The 17,983-nt window shown below is 66.1% G+C and carries 18 protein-coding genes, 3 tRNA genes and 1 pseudogene; 13 read left to right on the forward strand and 9 right to left on the reverse strand.

The genetic code is table 11. The annotated features are described in order from the left end of the window. Positions 1-55: 55 nt before the first annotated feature. Positions 56-1,951, forward strand: coding sequence for a glycosyltransferase (locus tag ON32_RS00780; protein ID WP_040787960.1), 1,896 nt, complete (start codon positions 56-58; stop codon positions 1,949-1,951). 53 nt (positions 1,952-2,004) lie between these two features. Here ON32_RS00780 and ON32_RS00785 read toward each other — a convergent pair whose 3' ends face one another. The 5 genes from ON32_RS00785 to ON32_RS00805 form a co-directional block, all read right to left on the reverse strand. Beyond that, a complete protein-coding gene (locus tag ON32_RS00785) occupies positions 2,005-2,856 on the reverse strand; it encodes an SDR family oxidoreductase (protein ID WP_040787846.1) in 852 nt (283 codons plus the stop codon). A 141-nt stretch (positions 2,857-2,997) separates the two neighbouring features. Beyond that, complete coding sequence (gene glfT1, locus ON32_RS00790; RefSeq protein WP_051132734.1) at positions 2,998-3,909, reverse strand: galactofuranosyltransferase GlfT1; 912 nt, start codon at positions 3,907-3,909, stop codon at positions 2,998-3,000. A gap of 230 nt (positions 3,910-4,139) precedes the next feature. After that, entirely contained in the window at positions 4,140-5,021 is an 882-nt protein-coding gene (wzt, locus tag ON32_RS00795; RefSeq protein WP_040787848.1) for a galactan export ABC transporter ATP-binding subunit Wzt/RfbE, read from the reverse strand. Between the two features lie 14 nt (positions 5,022-5,035). Beyond that, positions 5,036-5,863 (reverse strand): galactan export ABC transporter permease subunit Wzm/RfbD, encoded by an 828-nt coding sequence (wzm, locus tag ON32_RS00800; protein ID WP_051132735.1) that lies wholly within the window; start codon positions 5,861-5,863, stop codon positions 5,036-5,038. Between the two features lie 295 nt (positions 5,864-6,158). After that, positions 6,159-6,752 carry a bacterial proteasome activator family protein gene (locus ON32_RS00805; protein ID WP_040787962.1) on the reverse strand — a complete coding sequence of 198 codons (594 nt, stop codon included), beginning with the start codon at positions 6,750-6,752 and terminating at the stop codon, positions 6,159-6,161. A 124-nt stretch (positions 6,753-6,876) separates the two neighbouring features. Between ON32_RS00805 and ON32_RS00810 the strand changes: the two genes are divergently transcribed. Beyond that, positions 6,877-8,079, forward strand: coding sequence for a cysteine desulfurase-like protein (locus ON32_RS00810; RefSeq protein ID WP_040787963.1), 1,203 nt, complete (start codon positions 6,877-6,879; stop codon positions 8,077-8,079). A 1-nt stretch (position 8,080) separates the two neighbouring features. Here the strand turns inward: ON32_RS00810 and ON32_RS00815 are convergent, their stop codons facing one another. Beyond that, positions 8,081-9,091: an NAD(P)H-quinone oxidoreductase gene (locus ON32_RS00815; RefSeq protein WP_040787964.1), complete on the reverse strand. Its 1,011-nt coding sequence runs from the start codon at positions 9,089-9,091 to the stop codon at positions 8,081-8,083. 295 nt (positions 9,092-9,386) lie between these two features. Here ON32_RS00815 and ON32_RS00820 point away from each other — a divergent pair, with 295 nt between their 5' ends. From ON32_RS00820 to ON32_RS00830, 3 genes are all read left to right on the forward strand, one after another. Further along, the gene (locus tag ON32_RS00820; protein WP_040787965.1) at positions 9,387-10,562 is read left to right on the forward strand and encodes an alpha-hydroxy-acid oxidizing protein; all 1,176 of its coding nucleotides are present in this window, start codon (positions 9,387-9,389) and stop codon (positions 10,560-10,562) included. A gap of 64 nt (positions 10,563-10,626) precedes the next feature. Continuing rightward, positions 10,627-10,711 (forward strand) — tRNA-Ser (locus ON32_RS00825). Positions 10,712-10,915: 204 nt separating this feature from the next. Next, the gene (locus ON32_RS00830; RefSeq protein WP_040787852.1) at positions 10,916-11,971 is read left to right on the forward strand and encodes an alpha/beta hydrolase; all 1,056 of its coding nucleotides are present in this window, start codon (positions 10,916-10,918) and stop codon (positions 11,969-11,971) included. 9 nt (positions 11,972-11,980) lie between these two features. Here the strand turns inward: ON32_RS00830 and hisC are convergent, their stop codons facing one another. Beyond that, on the reverse strand, positions 11,981-13,081 hold the full coding sequence (hisC, locus tag ON32_RS00835) for a histidinol-phosphate transaminase (RefSeq protein WP_040787854.1): 1,101 nt from the start codon (positions 13,079-13,081) through the stop codon (positions 11,981-11,983). Positions 13,082-13,176: 95 nt separating this feature from the next. On the opposite strand from hisC, the gene ON32_RS00840 reads away from it, so the two are divergent. The 8 genes and pseudogenes from ON32_RS00840 (at position 13,177) to ON32_RS30750 (ending at position 15,815) form a co-directional block, all read left to right on the forward strand. Beyond that, entirely contained in the window at positions 13,177-13,932 is a 756-nt protein-coding gene (locus ON32_RS00840; protein WP_040787855.1) for a dienelactone hydrolase family protein, read from the forward strand. A 92-nt stretch (positions 13,933-14,024) separates the two neighbouring features. Then, positions 14,025-14,114, forward strand: a tRNA-Ser gene (locus ON32_RS00845). A gap of 35 nt (positions 14,115-14,149) precedes the next feature. Further along, positions 14,150-14,222, forward strand: a tRNA-Arg gene (locus tag ON32_RS00850). A gap of 319 nt (positions 14,223-14,541) precedes the next feature. After that, the gene (locus ON32_RS00855; protein WP_040787856.1) at positions 14,542-14,838 is read left to right on the forward strand and encodes a beta/alpha barrel domain-containing protein; all 297 of its coding nucleotides are present in this window, start codon (positions 14,542-14,544) and stop codon (positions 14,836-14,838) included. A gap of 70 nt (positions 14,839-14,908) precedes the next feature. Next, positions 14,909-14,977, forward strand: a complete 69-nt coding sequence (locus ON32_RS30740) for a hypothetical protein (RefSeq protein WP_373284221.1) — start codon at positions 14,909-14,911, stop codon at positions 14,975-14,977. 25 nt (positions 14,978-15,002) lie between these two features. After that, positions 15,003-15,221 (forward strand): FAD-dependent monooxygenase, encoded by a 219-nt coding sequence (locus ON32_RS30465; RefSeq protein ID WP_281032094.1) that lies wholly within the window; start codon positions 15,003-15,005, stop codon positions 15,219-15,221. Then, positions 15,206-15,271: pseudogene (locus ON32_RS30960) on the forward strand (hypothetical protein); the annotation flags it as partial. The gene ON32_RS30465 and the pseudogene ON32_RS30960, both read left to right, overlap by 16 nt. 259 nt (positions 15,272-15,530) lie before the next feature. Beyond that, on the forward strand, positions 15,531-15,815 hold the full coding sequence (locus ON32_RS30750; protein WP_373284222.1) for an aromatic-ring hydroxylase C-terminal domain-containing protein: 285 nt from the start codon (positions 15,531-15,533) through the stop codon (positions 15,813-15,815). Positions 15,816-16,030: 215 nt separating this feature from the next. Here ON32_RS30750 and ON32_RS00870 read toward each other — a convergent pair whose 3' ends face one another. Together ON32_RS00870 and ON32_RS00875 are read right to left on the reverse strand one after the other, a co-directional pair. Continuing rightward, complete coding sequence (locus tag ON32_RS00870; RefSeq protein ID WP_040787966.1) at positions 16,031-16,813, reverse strand: GIY-YIG nuclease family protein; 783 nt, start codon at positions 16,811-16,813, stop codon at positions 16,031-16,033. Then, complete coding sequence (locus ON32_RS00875) at positions 16,806-17,954, reverse strand: DNA cytosine methyltransferase (RefSeq protein ID WP_051132714.1); 1,149 nt, start codon at positions 17,952-17,954, stop codon at positions 16,806-16,808. Before ON32_RS00875 ends, ON32_RS00870 begins: the two co-directional genes overlap by 8 nt. Between the last annotated feature and the right edge of the window lie 29 nt (positions 17,955-17,983).

The raw sequence follows: 17,983 nt of genomic DNA on the forward strand, positions 1-17,983 counted from the left end.
TATCCGGGGACGCTACGCCTGTCCCGTCGGCACTATGAGGAATTTCGAGGAGTTCATGGACCAGTCGGCCACGCAGGCAGTTACCGAAACGAATGACCTCTCGTCGGCCGCGCCGGAGTCGCTGCGCTCGGAACACCGGCGGGCGTCCGACCGGCTGGTCCTACAGCGGGGTATCTTCACGGGGCCGTCGCCCAGAGTGAGCGACGAACTGTACGCGGTCGTGAAGGGCCGGTCGTCGCGTGAGCGGCTGAGTCTGCGGTTGGAGAAGGGCGCCACCGCCCATACCAACACCTATTTCGGCCGGTTCGCCGCCAGCTACTGGCAGCGCTGGACCACCGTGACCGAGATCGAGACCACCATGGTGCTCGATGTCGCTGCCCGGGCCCGGGTCCGTCTGGTGGCCTCCGATATCGCCGGTCACCGCCGCATCATCACATCCGCCGAGGTCGATGCCGACGGTCCGGTGACGCTGTCCGCGCCGCTGGACCAGTATGTCGACGGTGGGGCGCTGTGGCTGGAGTTCGACGCCGTGGGCGGCGAGGTCACCGTCTCCGAACTGACCTGGACCGCCTCCGCGCCCGAACATGTGCGCCCGGTCGCCATCGCCATCTGCACCTTCAATCGGGCCGAGGACTGCGCCGATACCGTCGCCGCGCTGGCCTCCGACCCGACCGTACTGGCGGTCATCGACGCGGTGTACGTGGTGGATCAGGGCACCGACCTGGTCTGCGACCGGCCCCTCTACCAGAGCACTCGCCCGGCCTTCGGCGACAAACTGCGCTACATTCGGCAGCCGAACCTGGGCGGTGCGGGCGGTTTCACCCGTGGCCTCTACGAGGTGTCGGCGGTCAACGAGCACGCCGATGTCATCCTGATGGACGACGACATCCTCTGCGAGCCCGAGACCGTTCTGCGGCTCAACGCCTTCGCCAACCTCACCACCCAGCCGACCCTGGTCGGCGCGCAGATGCTGTTTCTGCTCAACCCCGACTACCTCAATGTCGGGGCCGAGGACGTGCGGCTGGACAAGCTCATGCACGGTCAACGGGTACCCAAGGCGCTGCGCAACACCAGCATGCTCAAGCGCAACCAGGAACGCCGCGTCGACGCCGGCTACAACGCCTGGTGGACCTGTCTGATCCCCGCCGAGGTGGTCGCCGAGATCGGTCTGCCCATCCCGATCTTCTTCCAGTGGGACGACGTCGAATACGGGCTGCGTGCCCGCGAACACGGCTATCCCACGGTCACGCTGCCGAACGCGGCGGTATGGCACGCGGATTTCTACTGGAAGGACTTCGACGACTGGGCGCGGTATTTCAGCACCCGCAATTCGCTCATCGTCTGCTCCCTGCACACCGACCTCGACCCCAAGGTCGTCACCCGGCTGTTGTTCCGCAATTTGGCCGAATACCTGGTCGCCATGCAGTACGGCCTCGCCCACACCACCCTGCAGGGCATCGAGGATTTCCTGGAGGGGCCGAAAATCCTGGCCGATGGTGGAGTCGCCGCCCTGGCGAAGGCCAGGTCGAGCCGCGCCGACTACCCGGAGACCATCAAACACCCGGCCGCGAACCCGCCGGTGCCGTCATCCCAGATCCGGATCCGGCGAGCCGGTGGTGAACCGAGCAGGTTGCTCGCGGTGCTCGTCAAACGCGCGATCATGCAGTGGACCGGCCGGGTCGAGCACGGACCGGTCGGGGTCACCCGCGAGGATGCGCACTGGTGGCACGTATCCCTGTTCGACCATGTCGTGGTGACCGATGCCTCGCAGTCGGGTGTGCGGGTCAGACGACGGGACAAGGCCCGGGCGCGCCAACTGCTGCTGCGCACGTTCCGTGTCCTGCGCCGCCTGCGCCGCGAACTGCCCACCTTGCAGGAGCGCTACCGCGCCGCCATGCCGGAACTCACCGGGCGCGCCAACTGGGAGCGCCTCTACGGCATCGGCGACTGAGCCGCGCGATCCCCGATCCGGGCGTCCGCAAGGGCACCCGGATCGGGCGCCGATCAGAGGAACAGGTCGGTGGTGAGTTCGGAGTCCCCCGGGACGACACGGTATTTGTCGAGGTCTGTGATGCCGTGCGCGGCGAGCACCTCCTCGTCGATGAAGAAATTGCCGGTGGTCTTCTCTGCGGGCGAGGTGAGCACCAGGTAGGCGGCATCGGCGTAGATATCGGGGGTGCGCGAGGTTGCGATCATCTGCTCCCCACCGAGGAGATTGCGCACTGCCGCGGTGGCGATGGTGGTGCGCGGCCACAGCGAGTTCACGCCGACACCGTCGTTCTTCAACTCCTCGGCAAGACCGAGCGTGGTCAGCGACATGCCGTACTTGGCGATGGTGTAACCGAGCGAGGCCCCTGCCCACTTCGGGTCGAGATTCAGTGGCGGGGACAGGGTGAGGATATGCGGGTTACGCCCGGCCTTCGCCGATTCGCGCAGGTACGGCAGGCACAGCTTGGACAGCAGGAAACTGCCTCGACAGTTGATGTCCTGCATCAGGTCGTACTTCTTCATCGACAGTGTCTCGGTGGGGGACAGGTCGATGGCCGAGGCGTTGTTGACCACGATATCGATCCCGCCGAACCGCTCGGCGGTTTGCCGCACCGCCTCGGCGACCGCGTCGTCGTTGCGGATATCGCCGACGAACGGCAGCACGGTCCCGCCCGCGGCCTCGAGTTCGGCGGCCGCCGTGTGTATGGTGCCGGGCAGTTTGGGGTGCGGTTGGTCGGTTTTGGCGATCAGGGTGATGTTCGCGCCGTCGGCCGCGGCCCGTCGGGCTATTTCGAGGCCGATACCGCGGCTGCCGCCCGACATGATCATCGTCCGGCCGGCCAACGGTTTGGCTGCGGGGTCGGTCATTGCCTGCCCTCCTGTCGTCGCTGCCACGGTCGGGCCGACCGCGGCGGGCCTCCGATCTAGAGGGTAGGCATCGGTGCCGGGTTGCGCAGATATCCGCGGAACCCGGGTTCGACGAAAGACTGTCGGGTTCGGTCGCCCGCTCTAGTCCGGTTTCTGGAACTGTTCGTTGCGGCCCAGGCTGCGCAGGTGGAACCATTCGCGCAGGCCCGCGGGGTCGCGGCGGGTGACCAGGAAGAACCAGGAGAACCGGATCCATTCCTGGGGGAGCAGCTTGCGCATGCCCGGCTGCGACATCAGATATCCGCGGTTACGGTAGGTGAAATAGCGCTTGACGGGGTCATCCGGATACTGCGTGTGCATCCGTCCCCCGAGAATGGGTTTGAACTCGGCCGAACCGTTGGGGTGCAGATACGCGGTTTGCAGACAGGTGCCGAAGGGCAGACCCGAGCGCACCAGTCGGCGATGCACCTCCACCTCGTCCCCGCGGACGAACAGGCGCAGATCCGGAACCCCGATCACATCCACGGCCTGGGCGGAGATAAGTGCGCCGTTGAACAGCGAGGCGATACCGGGCAGGAAATCGTCGCTGCCGAGTTCGGAGCGTAGCCGTCGCCACACCACACCGCGGCGCAAGGGGAACGCCAACCGGTCGGGGTCATCGATATCGCAGACCACCGGCGACACCTCGACCAAACGGTGCCGACGCGCGCAGGAGAACAGCGTGGCCAGCACCTCCGGGCCCTCCGGGCGGCCGTCGTCGTCGGCCAGCCACACCCAGTCGGCGCCGAGCGCCAGGGCATGCAGGATACCGAGCGCGAAACCGCCCGCGCCGCCGAGATTATGGGCGGATCCGAGGTAGGTGGTCTCCATCGGCTGCTCCCCCACCAGGGTGGCCACCTCGGGCTCGTTTCCGTTGTCGATCACGATCAGGTGGTCGACCGGGCGGGTCTGGACGGCAATGGCCTTCAGCGATTCGGCGAGCAGTTCACGCCGCTTGTGCGTGACGACGACGGCGACGATCTTCGCCGTCTCACCGAATTCGACCTCCCGCAGCACGGTTCCGGGCTCGGGCGGCCCCGTCTCCGCCGCGCCCCCGTCTCCCGAGTCGGACCCGGCCCCGGCTTCGGTGGTCGCCGTCTCGGATGTGGTGGGCTCGGAAGGCGATTCGGGTTTCTCGCTTTCCGGCCCAGGTGACTCGGCCCCCGGCTCCGGTAGCACCGCCCCCGCATCGGCATCTGTCCGCGAATCCGCGGACGCCGCGGTGTTCTGGCCGGTCGGCTCGCTCATACCTGGTTTTTCTCCAATTCTCTTTCCGTCTCCCCGACCGGTTCGGACCCCTCTACGGTCGCGGGCGCACTCGCCGCGGTGCGTTCGGCCTCCAGTTCGCGCAATATCGACGCGACGTGGTTACCGGCATCCGGGCCCTCGTAGGCTCGCACGACTTCCTCGATACCGCCCTGCAACCGGATCCGTCCGTGGTCGACCCACAATGCGGTATCGCAGAGTTGGGCGAGGAATTCGTTGGAATGGCTGGCGAATACCAGGATGCCCGAACGGGCGACCAGTTCCTGTAGTCGCAGCCGCGCCTTCTTCATGAATTCGGCGTCCACCGCGCCGATCCCCTCGTCCAGCAGCAGGATCTCCGGGTCGATGGAGGTGACCACCCCCATCGCCAGTCGCACCCGCATACCGGTCGAATAGGTGCGCAGCGGCATCGACAGATACTCGCCGAGCTCGGTGAAATCGGCGATTTCATCGATCTTCGCCAACATCTGCTTGCGGGTCTGGCCGAGGAACAACCCGCGGATGATGATGTTCTCGTAGCCGGAGATCTCCGGGTCCATGCCGACGCCGAGGTCGAAGACCGGCGCCACCCGCCCCCGGATGCGAGCGCTACCACGGGATGGTTCGTAGATTCCGGACAGCAATCGCAGCAGGGTGGACTTGCCCGCGCCATTGTGCCCGACCAACCCGACCCGGTCGCCTTCCTTCAGCGACAGGGTGATATCGCGCAACGCCTCCACAACCACCACATCGGACTGGTTGCGCCCGATTGCGCCGCCTGCCTTGCCGAGGAACGCCTTCTTCAACGACCGCGATTTCGCGTCGAAGATCGGGAACTCCACCCACGCGTTGCGGGTTTCGATACTGACTCGATCCGTCATGATCCGCCTGCCTCCTACACCCAGTACGGCACGCGCGACCGGTACTGCTTCAGGGCGAAGACAGCGACGATCCAGCCCACCGCGGTAATGGCTCCGACGATCCCCCAGTGATACAGCTGCTGATCGTCCCCGAGCAGCGGAGCGCGGACGATCTCCAGGTAATGGTAGGTGGGGACGATCTCGGCGAGCCGGGCGCGGTTGGCGATCTCACCACCCTGCTCGTACAGGCTCTTGGTGCTCCACATCACGGGCGTCAGCACGAACAGCATCAACGTCATACTGCTCAGGATCGGCGCGATATCGCGGTAGCGGGTGCTGAAGATGCCGAACACGATCGACACCCACATGGCGTTCAGGAAGATCAACGCCAAGGCCGGGATGGCCATGATCGCCGTGGGATGCAGATCCCGCCACACGCCGAACGCCACCAGAATGACCAGGTAGATCAGCATATTGTGCGCGAAGAACAGCATCTGCCGCCAAATCAGCCGGTAGATGTGCACGCTCAGCGCCGACGGTAGCTGTTTGATCAGTCCTTCGTTGGCGATGAACACCTCGGCGCCCTCGAGGATCCCGGCCTGGATGACATTCCACACGATCAGACCGACCGCCACATAGGGCAGATAATCGGCCAATGGTTGGCCGAGCAAGGCCGCGTACAGAATGCCGATGGCGGTGGCCTGCACCGCGGTGGCGATGGTGATCCAGAACGGGCCGATCACCGAGCGGCGATACCGCTGTTTGATGTCCTGCCAGCCCAGCGACAGCCACAGCTCCCGCTGGGCGAATCCGTCACGAACATCGCGCCAGGCGCGGGCGAAGGATTGTGAGTCGTTGACGATCGGGTCCGGTTCGGCGACCGTCGCGGGGGTTGCGGTGTCGTTGTCGGATACCGAGGTTGTTTCGGAACTCACAGGCTTCTCATCTGCAACTGGGGAGTCGTCAGGGCGCGCCGAGCTCTCGTCGGGGCGCTCTGTGGTCTCGTCTGTCACCTGATCGGAGTGAGCGGCAGCTGCGGGCACGATGCACGAGACTACTCGGGTGCGGCCGGAGCGCACACCCAGATGTGGTGTTCACGGCTACTGCCGTGGGGTTTCGGGGCCCATGGGACCTGCGTGTCCGCCTGTGCCGGGGAACTCACAGATACTGTCCGGTACCGCCGATCGACTGGCCGTGCTGCGCGGCGCGTCCCTCGGCGGCGTGCAGACCCGCCGGCAGCGCTCCTTGGCGCATCTGCTCCAGCTGTGCCCGGGCCGCCATCTGCTGGGCGAAGAGCGCGGTTTGGATACCGTGGAACAGCCCCTCCAACCAACCCACCAACTGGGCCTGGGCCACCCGCAGTTCGGCATCCGAGGGCACCGCCTCCTCGCTGAACGGCAACGCCAGCCGCTCCAGCTCCTCGCGCAGTTCCGGGGCCAGCCCCTGCTCCAGTTCCCGGATCGACGATTTGTGGATCTCGGCCAGGCGGGTCCGGCTGGCATCGTCGAGCGGGGCGGCGCGCACCTCCTCCAGCAGCTGCTTGATCATGGTGCCGATCCGCATGACCTTCGCCGGCTGCTCGACCATATCCGTCAACGATTCGCCCGAATCCGCGTGCTCGTCGGACTCCTCCGCGGATTTCTCGCGCTCGGTGTACGCCGCGCCCGACTCGGGATGTGCGGGCAGGATCAGTCGACGGCCTTCCGGCCCGATCACCACCACGGGTTCCGAGGGATCATCCGATTGCGTCATGGTCCCCATCATTGCGCGTTCTCGGCGAAGACGCTAAAGCCGGTGGTGTCGGCACGGATTGTTCGAGCGCACCGCGGCCGACCAGGGTTACCGGGTCATGACCGCTGGCCTTAAAGTGGCCAGCATGACTTACGACGTCGCGCGGGTTCGGGGCCTGATACCGTCCCTGGGCGACGGGTGGACCCATCTGGCCCCCCAGCTGGGCATGTTGGTTCCGGAATCGGTCTCGCGGGCGGTCTCGACCGGCTTCCGCACCACATCCTTCTCCCACGGTGGGCCGCACCCGGTGCATCGGCACAGCGCGGAGATCCTACGCTCGGCGCGTGAGGCCGTCGCCGATCTGGTGGGTGGCGACCCGGACGGGGTGGTGCTCGGAGCGGATCGGGCGGTCCTGCTGGCCGGTCTGGCCGAATCGCTGAGTTCCCGGCTGGGGTTGGGCACCGGGATCGTGCTGTCCCGGCTGGACGACGAGGCCAATGTCGCTCCCTGGCTGCGGATCGCCAACCGGTACGGCGCCCATGTGCGCTGGGCGGAGGTGGAGATCGAAACCTGTGAGATGCCGTCCTGGCAGTTCGAGGAGTTGATCGGTCCCACCGCGCGATTGGTCGCACTGACCGCGGCCTCCCCGATCGTCGGATCCGCGCCCGCCGTGCGGGTCGCGGCGGACCGGGTGCATCAGGTGGGTGGGCTGCTGGTCGCGGACGCGCTCGGCGCGGCGCCGTACGCGCTGGTCGATATCGAGGAACTCAATGCCGATGTGGTGGCGTTGAGCGCCGCCTCCTGGGGCGGGCCTGCGGTGGGTGCGCTGGTCTTCCGCGATCCGGCGTTTCTGGACCGGATTCCGTCCATGTCGCTGAGCCCCTACGCCAAAGGGGTGGAGCGGCTCGAGATGGGAACGCACCAGTACGCGCTGCTGGCCGGGCTGACCGCCTCCATCGACTATCTGGCCGGACTGGACGATGACGCCACCGGTTCCCGCCGCGAGCGGCTCGAGATCTCCATCACCTCGTTGCAGGACTACCACGAGCAGCTGTTCGAATTCCTGCTGGACCTGTTGGAGAAGATCCCCGGCCTGCATGTGATCGGCCGGGCCGCCACTCGCATCCCGACCGTCAGCTTCACCATCGACGGGATGCGGGCGGAGAAGATCGCCGCCGAACTGGCCCGCGAGCGGATCCTCGTCCTGGCCGGCACCCATGGCGGCAGTCGACTGCTGGACGCTCTCGGCGTCAACGACGAGGGGGGAGCGGTCACCGTGGGACTGGCCCCCTACACCACGAAATTCGAGATCGAACAGCTGGGCAGCGCGCTCGCGGCGCTCACCTGAGCTACCGATCCGCGTCCGCGCCGACTCGCAGGACGACCTTGCCGAAGGTGTCGGATTCGTCGAGCATGCGGTGGGCGGTGGCGGCCTCGGCGATCGGCACCTCGGCGTGTATCACCGGTACGACGGCGCCCTCGGCGAGTAGTGGCCATACGTGTGTGCGGAGCTCGGCGACGATCTCGGCCTTGCTGCCCCGTCCGGTGGCCGGGCGACCGCGCAGGTTCGTGGCCCGCACCGCACCGCGTTTGCGCAGTAGGGCACCCAGATCCAATTCGGCGCGGGTACCGCCCTGCATACCGATGACGACCAGCTGTCCGTCGAGGGCCAGCGCTTCCACATTGCGGGCCAGATAGGCGGCGCCCATATTGTCGAGGATGATATCGGCGCCCGGTCCGCCGAGCCCCTGTTCGCCGCGTACGACGGCCACGAAGTCCTCGTCCCGATAGTTGATGAGCACACTCGCGCCGAGTTCCCGGCAGCGTTCCAGTTTCGCCGCCGATCCCGCGGTCACCGCGACCCGGGCCCCCAGCCGGACCCCGATCTGGATCGCGTGGGTGCCGATACCGCTACCGCCGCCGTGGACGAGCAGCAGGTGACCGGACCGCAACCCCGCCGTCATCACCAGGTTCGACCACACCGTGGCCGCCACCTCGGGCAGGCCGGCCGCCGCCACCAGATCCAGTCCCTCCGGAACCGGCAGCACCTGTCCGGCGGGCACCACCACCTTCTCGGCATATCCGCCACCGGACAGCAGGGCGCACACCCGATCGCCGACCGCCCATTCGTCCACTCCCGCGCCGACCGCCGCGATCACCCCCGAACATTCCAGCCCGGGGATCTCGCTCGCCCCCGGAGGCGGCTGGTAGTACCCGCGCCGCTGGAGCAGATCGGCGCGGTTCACCCCGGCCGCGACGATATCGATCAGCACCTCGCCTGCTCCGGGAGCGGGGTCGGGTGCCTCACCCCACTGCATTACTTCGGGCTCTCCGAACTCGGTCACGTTGATCGCGCGCATCGCCCCATAGTGCCGCACCGGCCGGCGAGGGCCGATGGTTCGCATGCCGCTGCGGTGCGCGTCGCCTCGGTCGCGGATGTCGTTTGCTCGCAGATGGCGGGCCGGGTAGCGGGGTGGCCACCGGCATGTATCGGACCATTGTCAGATCGTTCGGCCTGCGGTTGCGGGATATGCTGCCGCCCAGCGAGTTTCGGTTCAATAACGCAGGTCGGCGCCCGTGTGTCGCCAGTGTCGACCCTGGAGGATTGCGTGGAGAACCGATGCGAAGCCCGGACAGGGACTAGCGTTGCCGAATGTGAGCGGCTTCATAAATTTTCAGAACGAGATCTATCTGCGCGGAATGGGCGGGTTGGTGCCCGAACTGCCGATGACGGCCGATGGGCTGGAGGCACGGGCGCGGGAGCTGCTCGATGCGCGGGCCTACGCCTATGTGGCCGGAAGCGCGTCCGGTGAGCGAACCGCCACGGCCAACCGGGCGGCCTTCGAGCGGTACCGGATCGTGCCGCGCATGCTGCGCGCGGCCAGTGGACCCGATGCGCGCGACCTGAGCGTCGAGGTATTGGGCACCCGACTCGCCGCTCCGGTGCTGACCGCGCCTGTGGGAGTGCTGGAACTTCTGCACGAACACGGTGAGGTGGTGGTCGCCGAGGTCGCCGCGGAGCTCGGAATCGGCACCGTCCTGTCCACGGCGTCGTCGTCGACCATCGAGGAAGTGGGGGCGGTGGCCACCGACTGGTGGTTCCAGCTGTACTGGCCCGCCGACGACGAACTGGCCTGCTCCTTCGTGCGGCGGGCCGAGGCGGCGGGCGCCAAGGCGATCGTGGTCACCGTGGACACGCCCGCGCTGGGATGGCGTCCCCGCGACCTCGAATTGGCGCATCTGCCGTTCCTGTTCGGCAAGGGCATCGCCAACTACCTCTCCGATCCGGTGTTCCGGGCGAAGTTGTCCGCGCCGCCGGAGGAGAGCGAAGAGGCCATGCGCCTGGCCATCCTGACCTGGGTGGGGTTGTTCGGTAATCACACCCTGCGTCCGACCGATGTGGCGCGGTTGCGGGAATGGACCGATCTGCCGATCGCGGTGAAGGGGGTGTTGCACCCCGAGGACGCGCGGCTGGTCGTGGATGCGGGAGCCGATGCCGTGGTGGTCAGCAACCACGGTGGCCGTCAGGTGGACAATGCGATCGCCGCCCTGGACGCGCTGCCGACCGTGGTCGCGGCCATCGGCGACCGCGCCGATGTGCTGTTCGATTCCGGTATCCGCACCGGGTCGGATGTGCTGGTGGCCTTGGCGCTCGGCGCCAAGGCGGTCCTCTACGGCCGTCCGTGGGCCTATGCGCTCGGCACGGCCGGTCGTGACGGGGTGCGGCATGCCCTGCGCCTGCTGCTCGCCGATTTCGATTCGGCCATGGGTCTTTCCGGTTGTGTCGATCTCGCCGCGCTCGGACGGGGGCTGCTCGCCATCCAGCGGTGAACGGGACGGGTGGTTTTCGGCATCGGATCGGATGGATCGGCGTATCGGTTACCATCAGGGGCCTGGAGACGTGGCAGAGCGGCCGAATGCACTCGCCTTGAAAGCGAGAGTCGTGAGAGCGACCGGGGGTTCAAATCCCTCCGTCTCCGCTGGTTTCGGAGGGGCCCGGCCCCGTTGTCGATACGGGGCCGGGCCCGACACGCCCGGGTCCGAGATCCCGTTCCGAATCGCCCTGCCGCCGGGCACCACCCGGCAGAACGAATCCCTTCGAAACCCTGTGGACGTCCTGACCAGGTCCGATCCCGGCCCAGGGGGTGGTTGTCCGACTCGTGTGCTCTGGCAGGATGGGGCGCATGCTGACTCGGCACCGCCTCCTGCCCGGTCTGGCCGCCATATTGCTGAGCGTCGCGTTTCCGGTCGATGCGACCGTGGCCGCACCACTGGCCCATGCCGCGCCGGACAAACCCGGTACCGGCTCGTCCGACGGCCCCGGCCCGGCCGAGCGAACCCGCCCGATGGCGCCCGGCGCCAGGATTGCCCGCATCACCCGGCTCGACGATCGGCTGCTGCGCGTGCACGTCGACTCACCCGCCATGAGCCGGACGGTGGAGGTGCTGGTGCTGGTGCCGCGTGATCGGAGCGCGCCCCGACCCACCGTCTACATGCTCGACGGCCGCGCCACCCTGCCCTACAGCAACAACTGGCTCGAGCAGGGTCGGGCCGCCGAGTTCTACGCCGACAAAAATGTCAATGTCGTCTTCACCGTGGGTGGCCCGGCCAGCTTCTACACCGACTGGCACAAACCCGACCCGGTACTCGGCACCAATATGTGGGAAACCTTCCTCACCGAGGAGCTGCCGCCCCTGATCGACGCCGAGTTCGAGGGCAACGGCCGCAATGCCGTTATGGGAGTTTCCATGGGTGCGGAGGCGGCCATGATGCTGGCCACCCGCAAACCGCATCTGTACTCGGCCGTCGCGGCGCACAGCGGTTGCTTCTCCACCGGCACCGATCTCGGTCAGGCGCAGGCTCGCGCCGTCGTCGCCACCTATGACGGCGACCCCGACAATATGTTCGGTCGCCCCGACGATCCCGCCTGGCTGGACCATGACGTCACCCTGTACGCAGAGGCCCTGCGGGGCAAGGCGATCTATCTGTCCGTCGGCAGTGGTCTCCCCGGCGAACATGATGTGCCCGGTACTCCCGAATACCCCGCGGCCGTCGGTTTCGGCGGTCCGCTGGAAGCCGCCACCGCTGCCTGCACGCACCGGATCACCGCTCGTTTGGACACCATCGGCATCCCCTACACGGCCAATTTCCGTCCCACCGGCACCCACGCGTGGCCGTACTGGGCGGATGAACTGGTCCGCTCCTGGCCTATCGTTGCGGCCGGGCTGGGGATGGACTGAGCGGCGGTCTCACACTGCGGCGGACCGCTTTCCCCGGGTGAACCGCTCGACTGTTTCCGAGGCGGTCGCGAACCGTAGGAAGAGGTCGTTCTCGTGCCGATCGCCGGCGGTGACCCGCACACCCTCGCCGGTGAATCCCCGCACCAGCACTCCCGCCTCCGCGCTCGCCTCGGTGAACGCCGTGGCTTCGGCGCCGAGATCGAGCCAGACGAAGTTGGCCTCGCTGGGGGGCACCCGGTATCCCGCGGCGAGCAGCTCCGCGCGCATCCGCTCCCGTTCGGCGATGACGTGCTCGGTGCGGTCGAGCAGTTCGTGCCGGGCCTGGAGGGATGCGATGGCCGCGGCCTGGGCCACCCGGCTCACGCTGAACGGAATATGCACCTTGAGCAGGGCGGTGATCACCTCGGGCGCGCCCACTGCGTAACCCACCCGCAGTCCGGCCAGTCCGTACGCCTTGGAGAAGGTGCGCAGCACGACCACATTGGGCCGAGTGCGGGCCAGCTCGATACCGTCCGGGTGGTCGTCGGGGTCGAGTCGCAGGTATTCGAAATACGCCTCGTCCAATGCCACCAGCACATGCGCCGGGATCGCATCGAGGAACCGGGTCAGCGCTGTCCGGCCGACCGCGGTGCCGGTGGGGTTGTTCGGGTTGCAGACGAAGATCAATCGGGTGTGTTCGGTCACCGCGGCCGCGAGCGCGTCCAGGTCGTGTACCGCCCCCGAGGTGAGCGGCACCGGCACTGGGGTGGCGTTCCCGATCCGGGTGATGATCGGATATGCCTCGAACGAACGCCATGCGAACACCACCTCGTCGGTGGGCGCCGAGCAGGTGATCTGCACCAGCTCCTGACACAGCGCGACACTGCCGCAACCCACCGCGACATTCGCTGTCGCGACGCCGAGGAAATCGGCGAGCGCGGCCCGCAACTCCCCGGACTGGTTGTCCGGGTACCGGTTGGCCTCCTCGACCGCCTCGGCTATGGCCTTCACGGTGCTGGGCAGCGGACCCGCCGTGGTTTCGTTACTGGCCAGTTTGACCGCGCCGGGGTGGCTACGGCCCGGAACGTAGGCCGGGATGGAATCGAGGTCTCCTCGGATGTGCGCGGTCACGCTTAAACCATAGTTCCGGCTCGATTTGCGTTACGTTTGGGCTGCTGACCGGGCAGTTCGTTCACGTGCCCGTGTTCTCGCCCTAGGCTGGGAACATGCCGGGTACTTATAACGATGTGGCGGTGTTGCGTCGCTTCGCGGAGGTGACGAACGGTACCGAACAGGAACCGGCCCAGGTGCGACGCGTGCCGGAAGTCGTCGAGCAGGTGCCTATCACGGTGGTCGAACCGGAGCACCACGCCCGTGGCGGGATCGTGTTGCTGCACGAGTCCCGCGAGTTCACCGGCTCGCTGCTGGAACTCATGCAGGCCCTGGCCGACGAGGGGTGGATGGTCGTAGCGCCCAATCTGTTCCACCGGGCCACCGCCGAATCGACCGGGGTCTTCGGCAACGAACTGTTCGAGGATTTCGACGCCTGTTTCGATTGGCTGACCCGTCACGGAGTGTTCCCGGACTGTATCGGTGTGCTCGGTTTCGATACCGCCGGTACGGCCGCCTTCCTGGTCGCCACCAACCGCCCGGTCGGCGCGGCGGTGAGCGTCGGCGCCCCCGGTATCAAGAAACCGCTGACCAAGGATGCCGAAGCCCTGGTGACCGCCGCCCCGAATCTGAAGGCGCCCTGGCTGGGTATGTTCGGTGCCGAGGCGGGCACCCCGCCCGAAGAGGTGGAGGAACTGCGCGATGCGTGCGCGCGGGCGGCGGTGGCGAGTCTGGTTGTCTCTTATCCCGGTCTGCTGCACCGTGCCGATCAGTCCACCGAAGAGGAAAATGAGGAAAATGGGATCGGGGGCGAGGAACACATCGACCCCCAGACCCGTATCTTCGACTGGTTCGACAGCAATTTACGCTGAACAACCAGCCGTTTTGCGATTCGGGGACACTGTCGGGTAGCCTTTCTGCTCGGCGGTTCGAAAGGACCGGTGCCCTCGAAGAGAAGGCTCCAGGAGGCGTGCCAGAGCGGCCGAATGGGACTCACTGCTAATGAGTTGTCCCTTCACGGGGACCGGAGGTTCAAATCCTCTCGCCTCCGCCATGCCTGGGTAACCGGGCCACAATTGAACACGCCACGCGCCCGTAGCTCAACGGATAGAGCATCTGACTACGGATCAGAAGGTTAGGGGTTCGAATCCCTTCGGGCGCACATCAGGAAGTCCCCGGCCGGTTATGAAGGGTCGGGGACTTTCTTTATGGGCACGGAGGGCCGGCCACTCCGTTGCTTTCTCTATCTACTTCCTCTATCGCACGCCACGAGTAACCGTGCCGTCTCTCCTGTCGCCTTCACGTTGTATCGAGAGTCTTCGGTCGAACCGAGGGGATTCGCATCGGTTCGGATGGTCCGTGGGTGCCGCAAACCCGGTGAGTGCCTGTGTCGTTACCGCGGTCGCGGTCCTGTTCGCGCCACGCACCCAATCGTCATGGTTCCTTGACGATCGGCAGTATCGTCAAATAACCTTGACGCTATGAACGACACAGTCGAGGCGCCCCGACCGGACGGCAACGTCATCGTGCGCACCGTCGACGCGGCGTTGGATCAGTTGGTCCGTCTCGGCGGGACGGATCCGCTGCAAGCGTTGTCGATCGCTGCCCGCCTCGAACGAGGAGCTCGGGAGGCCGGTGCGCACGCGGTGGTCATAGCGGTCGACCACGGTCGCTCATGGAGCGAGATCGGCGCGGCATTCGGGATCAGTAAACAAGCCGCCCATCAACGATTCGCTCGATACGTCCAACGGCATCCGAGACAAGGAGGCAGAAGATAATCACTGCCGAAGACGGCATCGCGACATCGATACAGGCGTGATCATCGTGGGCGCCGGTTCGACCGGGCTGATGCCGGCAGGTGAACTACGGCGGGCCGGGATATCGGTTACGGTGCTCGAACGCGATACGACAGTCTGATCGTCACCGATGGCACGCGGGATCCATGCGCGCCATCGGTGACGAACTGTGCCGGAGTATCCATCGGGTCAGCGGTATCGACGTTGCGATCGAGAACCTGCGCTGGATCATCCGATTCACCGACAACACCCGTCACGCCGACGCCTACCGCCTCGGTCGTGTATCGCTGGCCGGTGGCGCGGCCCACGTTCACTTCCCCGCCGGGGGGACAAGGGCTCAATCTGCGGGTTGCAGGATGCGGTAAATCTCGGATGGAAACTCGCCTCGGTCGTCGCGGGCCATGTCGGTGCGGACCTGCTGGACACCTATCACGCCGAGCGATTCCCCGTGGTTGCGCGGGTCATCGAAAACACTCGAGCACAAGTGCATCTCATGCGGCCGGGCCATGATATCGATGCAGTTCGCGATGTGGTCGCCACTCTTGCCGGCACCCCACAAGGTGGTCGCCGCCTGGCCCGACGGCTCGCGGGACTCGATATCACATATCTAACCCACGTCTCACCCACGGCGAGACCGGACATCCGCTCGTCGGCCGTTATACACCGATCTACCTCTGGAGACACCGGCCGGACCGACGCGACCGGCCGAACTGCTACGAGCGGGACGGTTCGTTCTGATCGATCTCGCCGCTCGGCACGATCTGCGGGCCGTTGCCGACCGGTGGGCCGGCCGGCTGACCGCCGTCACGGCGACACCCGCGGGCACACCGCCCGACACGGATGCGCTTCTCCTGCGCCCGGACGGCTACATCGCATGGGCGGCAACCGGAACCGCCGACCCGCAGTCCCTCGTCGATACGCTGACCACGATGATGGGCACACCGACCGCCGTCACCTGAACGAATGTTCGCCGCAGGCGCCGACGATGTCCTCCCCGGCCGCAGACCCGTGGAAAAGGTTGTCGGGTGATTCGACGTCGGCGTCAGCCGGTGATGATGGGAACCAGGTAGGCGTGGGCGAACTCCTCCAGCTCGGCATTCGAGTCCATGGAGACCGTCACGGACGGGCACAGGAGCATCGAGTGCACCACCCGGCACGGCACCTCGGTTCGGTTTCAGCTATCGTCTGAATCCGCTCCCTCGGACTCCGCCATAACGTTTCCGACGAGCGCGGACACGTCGATGGCGTCTGGTGCGGGTCGTGCGCGGCCCTCTGCATAGGCCAGGCGCGCGGCTGCGAGATCGGCCAGTCGCACCGCCTGGATTACGATGACGCGTCGGAGTCCGTGCGAGACCTCGCCGCGCTCGTGGGCAACTGCTGCTAGTCTGGCCAGAGTTTCTGCCCGGCGCGCGATCCGCACATCGGGATGCTCGCGGTCCTCACGCATATCCTTGGGGATGAGGTCGAAGCAGTACGGTCTGGGCAGGTCGACGATCGGAGAGAATGGAGGGATCTTCTCGTTGAGGATCGCCTTATAGCTCGATTCCTCGATCGCGTGCACATAGGCGGAGTACTCGATGGCATCTACTTGTGCGCGCCGTACTTTGGCCGGCTCTTGACGGAGATACTCCACAGGGTACAGCTTCATCTTTGCGACTTCGAACGGGTCAAGGATTCGATAAGCCAGGGTGTCCGAGCGCTGTCCGCGCAGGTGACGACCGATTCGGGTCCCGAAATCTTCGGTGGTCTGTCCGACATAGATCGGCTGGTCGTCATAGTCGTAGAAGACGTACACGCCCATGCACTTGTTCAGCTTGACGCCGCTCGTTTCGTCCACGGTGTCCAGGGCTTCGGATAACTTCTCGCGAAACCCCCGCACAAAGCGGGTCGGCATCGACTTCTTGGCCGGTGGCTTCCTGTCCGGATCGTTATAGCTGGCGATCCCCCTACTACCCAACGACGAGATCCTCACCAAATAGCGTTGCACGGGCAAAATGCCCCTTGACAAGTGGCATCAAGTAATTCTCGGCAAGCCAGCCGACTGCCGGTACTGCCACGGCGTCTCCGAAGGCGAATTGCACCTGGGAGTCCCGGAATTCATCTATGTTGTATTTCTCGGCGCCCATCAGGGCGGCGTACTCCACGCCGGTCATCCAGCGAACGGCGACCTTTCCGTAGCCCATGCGGACGACGGCCTGTTTGGACGATCCGCCGCGCGCGGTCCGCAGACAACCCGACACATCATCGGAGCGCATCTCCCATACGGGGATTCCCCCGCGGGTGCGCCTGTAAGCGGTGCGATATTGGTGGCTGTGACACTGATAGCGCAACTTTTTGAGCCGATCGAGCTGGACCTTGGACATGGAGTTGAGAAAGGCGTTCACGCGGTCGGTGTCCCACCAGCGAGGATCGTTGTCGGGCAGCTTCTCCAATTTGGAGCTAAGCCCTTCCGTGAGGTAGTTAGGGGGGAAGGCCAGTCTTGCGCGATGGGTGCGTAGCGTGGGATCGCTGAAGAACGCTTCGGTCCAACCAGGTCGCAAGGGATGCTCCTCCTCGTCGGACTCGACCGGCTCGAGGGAGCCCACGAGGAACAGTCGTGGCCGGGATTGGGGAACGAAGCGGAGCGCATCGATCGCGAGAATGTCAACCGAGTATCCCAGGTCGTTGAACTCGCGAATCGCGGCGGTGAGGTCGTCGCCGCCGTGCGAGGTGGACAGTCCGATCACATTTTCCAGCACCAGCGCTGTGGGTCGTCTGTGCTCAGGGATGGCGCGCAGCACTTTGGTGAATGCGTAAAATGCCGAGGATTCGCGGCCGGATAGGCCTGTGCGGTTTCCCGCCAGCGACAAGTCGGTGCACGGCGAGCTCGCCCAGGCCAGGTCGGCGGCAGGGAGGGTCGCCGGGTTCACATCGTTGACGTCGTCGACTACCATGACATCATCCTTGAACTGCGCGCGGTACATCGCAGCCTTGTCCGGAGAAATGTCATTGGCCCAGACAGTCTCGAAGCCAGCCTGTTCTAAACCCATCCGGGCGAGTCCGACCCCGGCGAAAAACTCCAGCACGCGGGGCCCAGGGCGCAATGGAATGACAGGCATGTGATTAGCCTAGAGGCACACCCGGGTCG

Origin of the sequence: Nocardia paucivorans NBRC 100373, assembly GCF_000308675.1 — a bacterium.
GTDB classification, from domain to species: domain Bacteria; phylum Actinomycetota; class Actinomycetes; order Mycobacteriales; family Mycobacteriaceae; genus Nocardia; species Nocardia paucivorans.

Excerpts from the sequence above, each read along its gene's own strand:
- wzt (WP_040787848.1), bottom strand. The coding sequence starts at position 5,021 with ATGACGGATCGAGTCAGTATCGAAACCCGCAACGCGTGGGTGGAGTTC.
- ON32_RS30465 (WP_281032094.1), top strand. The coding sequence starts at position 15,003 with ATGCGCGCCATCGGTGACGAACTGTGCCGGAGTATCCATCGGGTCAGC.
- ON32_RS00815 (WP_040787964.1), bottom strand. The coding sequence starts at position 9,091 with ATGCGCGCGATCAACGTGACCGAGTTCGGAGAGCCCGAAGTAATGCAG.
- ON32_RS00855 (WP_040787856.1), top strand. The coding sequence starts at position 14,542 with ATGAACGACACAGTCGAGGCGCCCCGACCGGACGGCAACGTCATCGTG.
- ON32_RS00805 (WP_040787962.1), bottom strand. The coding sequence starts at position 6,752 with ATGACGCAATCGGATGATCCCTCGGAACCCGTGGTGGTGATCGGGCCG.
- ON32_RS00780 (WP_040787960.1), top strand. The coding sequence starts at position 56 with ATGGACCAGTCGGCCACGCAGGCAGTTACCGAAACGAATGACCTCTCG.
- ON32_RS00810 (WP_040787963.1), top strand. The coding sequence starts at position 6,877 with ATGACTTACGACGTCGCGCGGGTTCGGGGCCTGATACCGTCCCTGGGC.
- ON32_RS00830 (WP_040787852.1), top strand. The coding sequence starts at position 10,916 with ATGCTGACTCGGCACCGCCTCCTGCCCGGTCTGGCCGCCATATTGCTG.
- ON32_RS00875 (WP_051132714.1), bottom strand. The coding sequence starts at position 17,954 with ATGCCTGTCATTCCATTGCGCCCTGGGCCCCGCGTGCTGGAGTTTTTC.
- ON32_RS00785 (WP_040787846.1), bottom strand. The coding sequence starts at position 2,856 with ATGACCGACCCCGCAGCCAAACCGTTGGCCGGCCGGACGATGATCATG.
- ON32_RS00840 (WP_040787855.1), top strand. The coding sequence starts at position 13,177 with ATGCCGGGTACTTATAACGATGTGGCGGTGTTGCGTCGCTTCGCGGAG.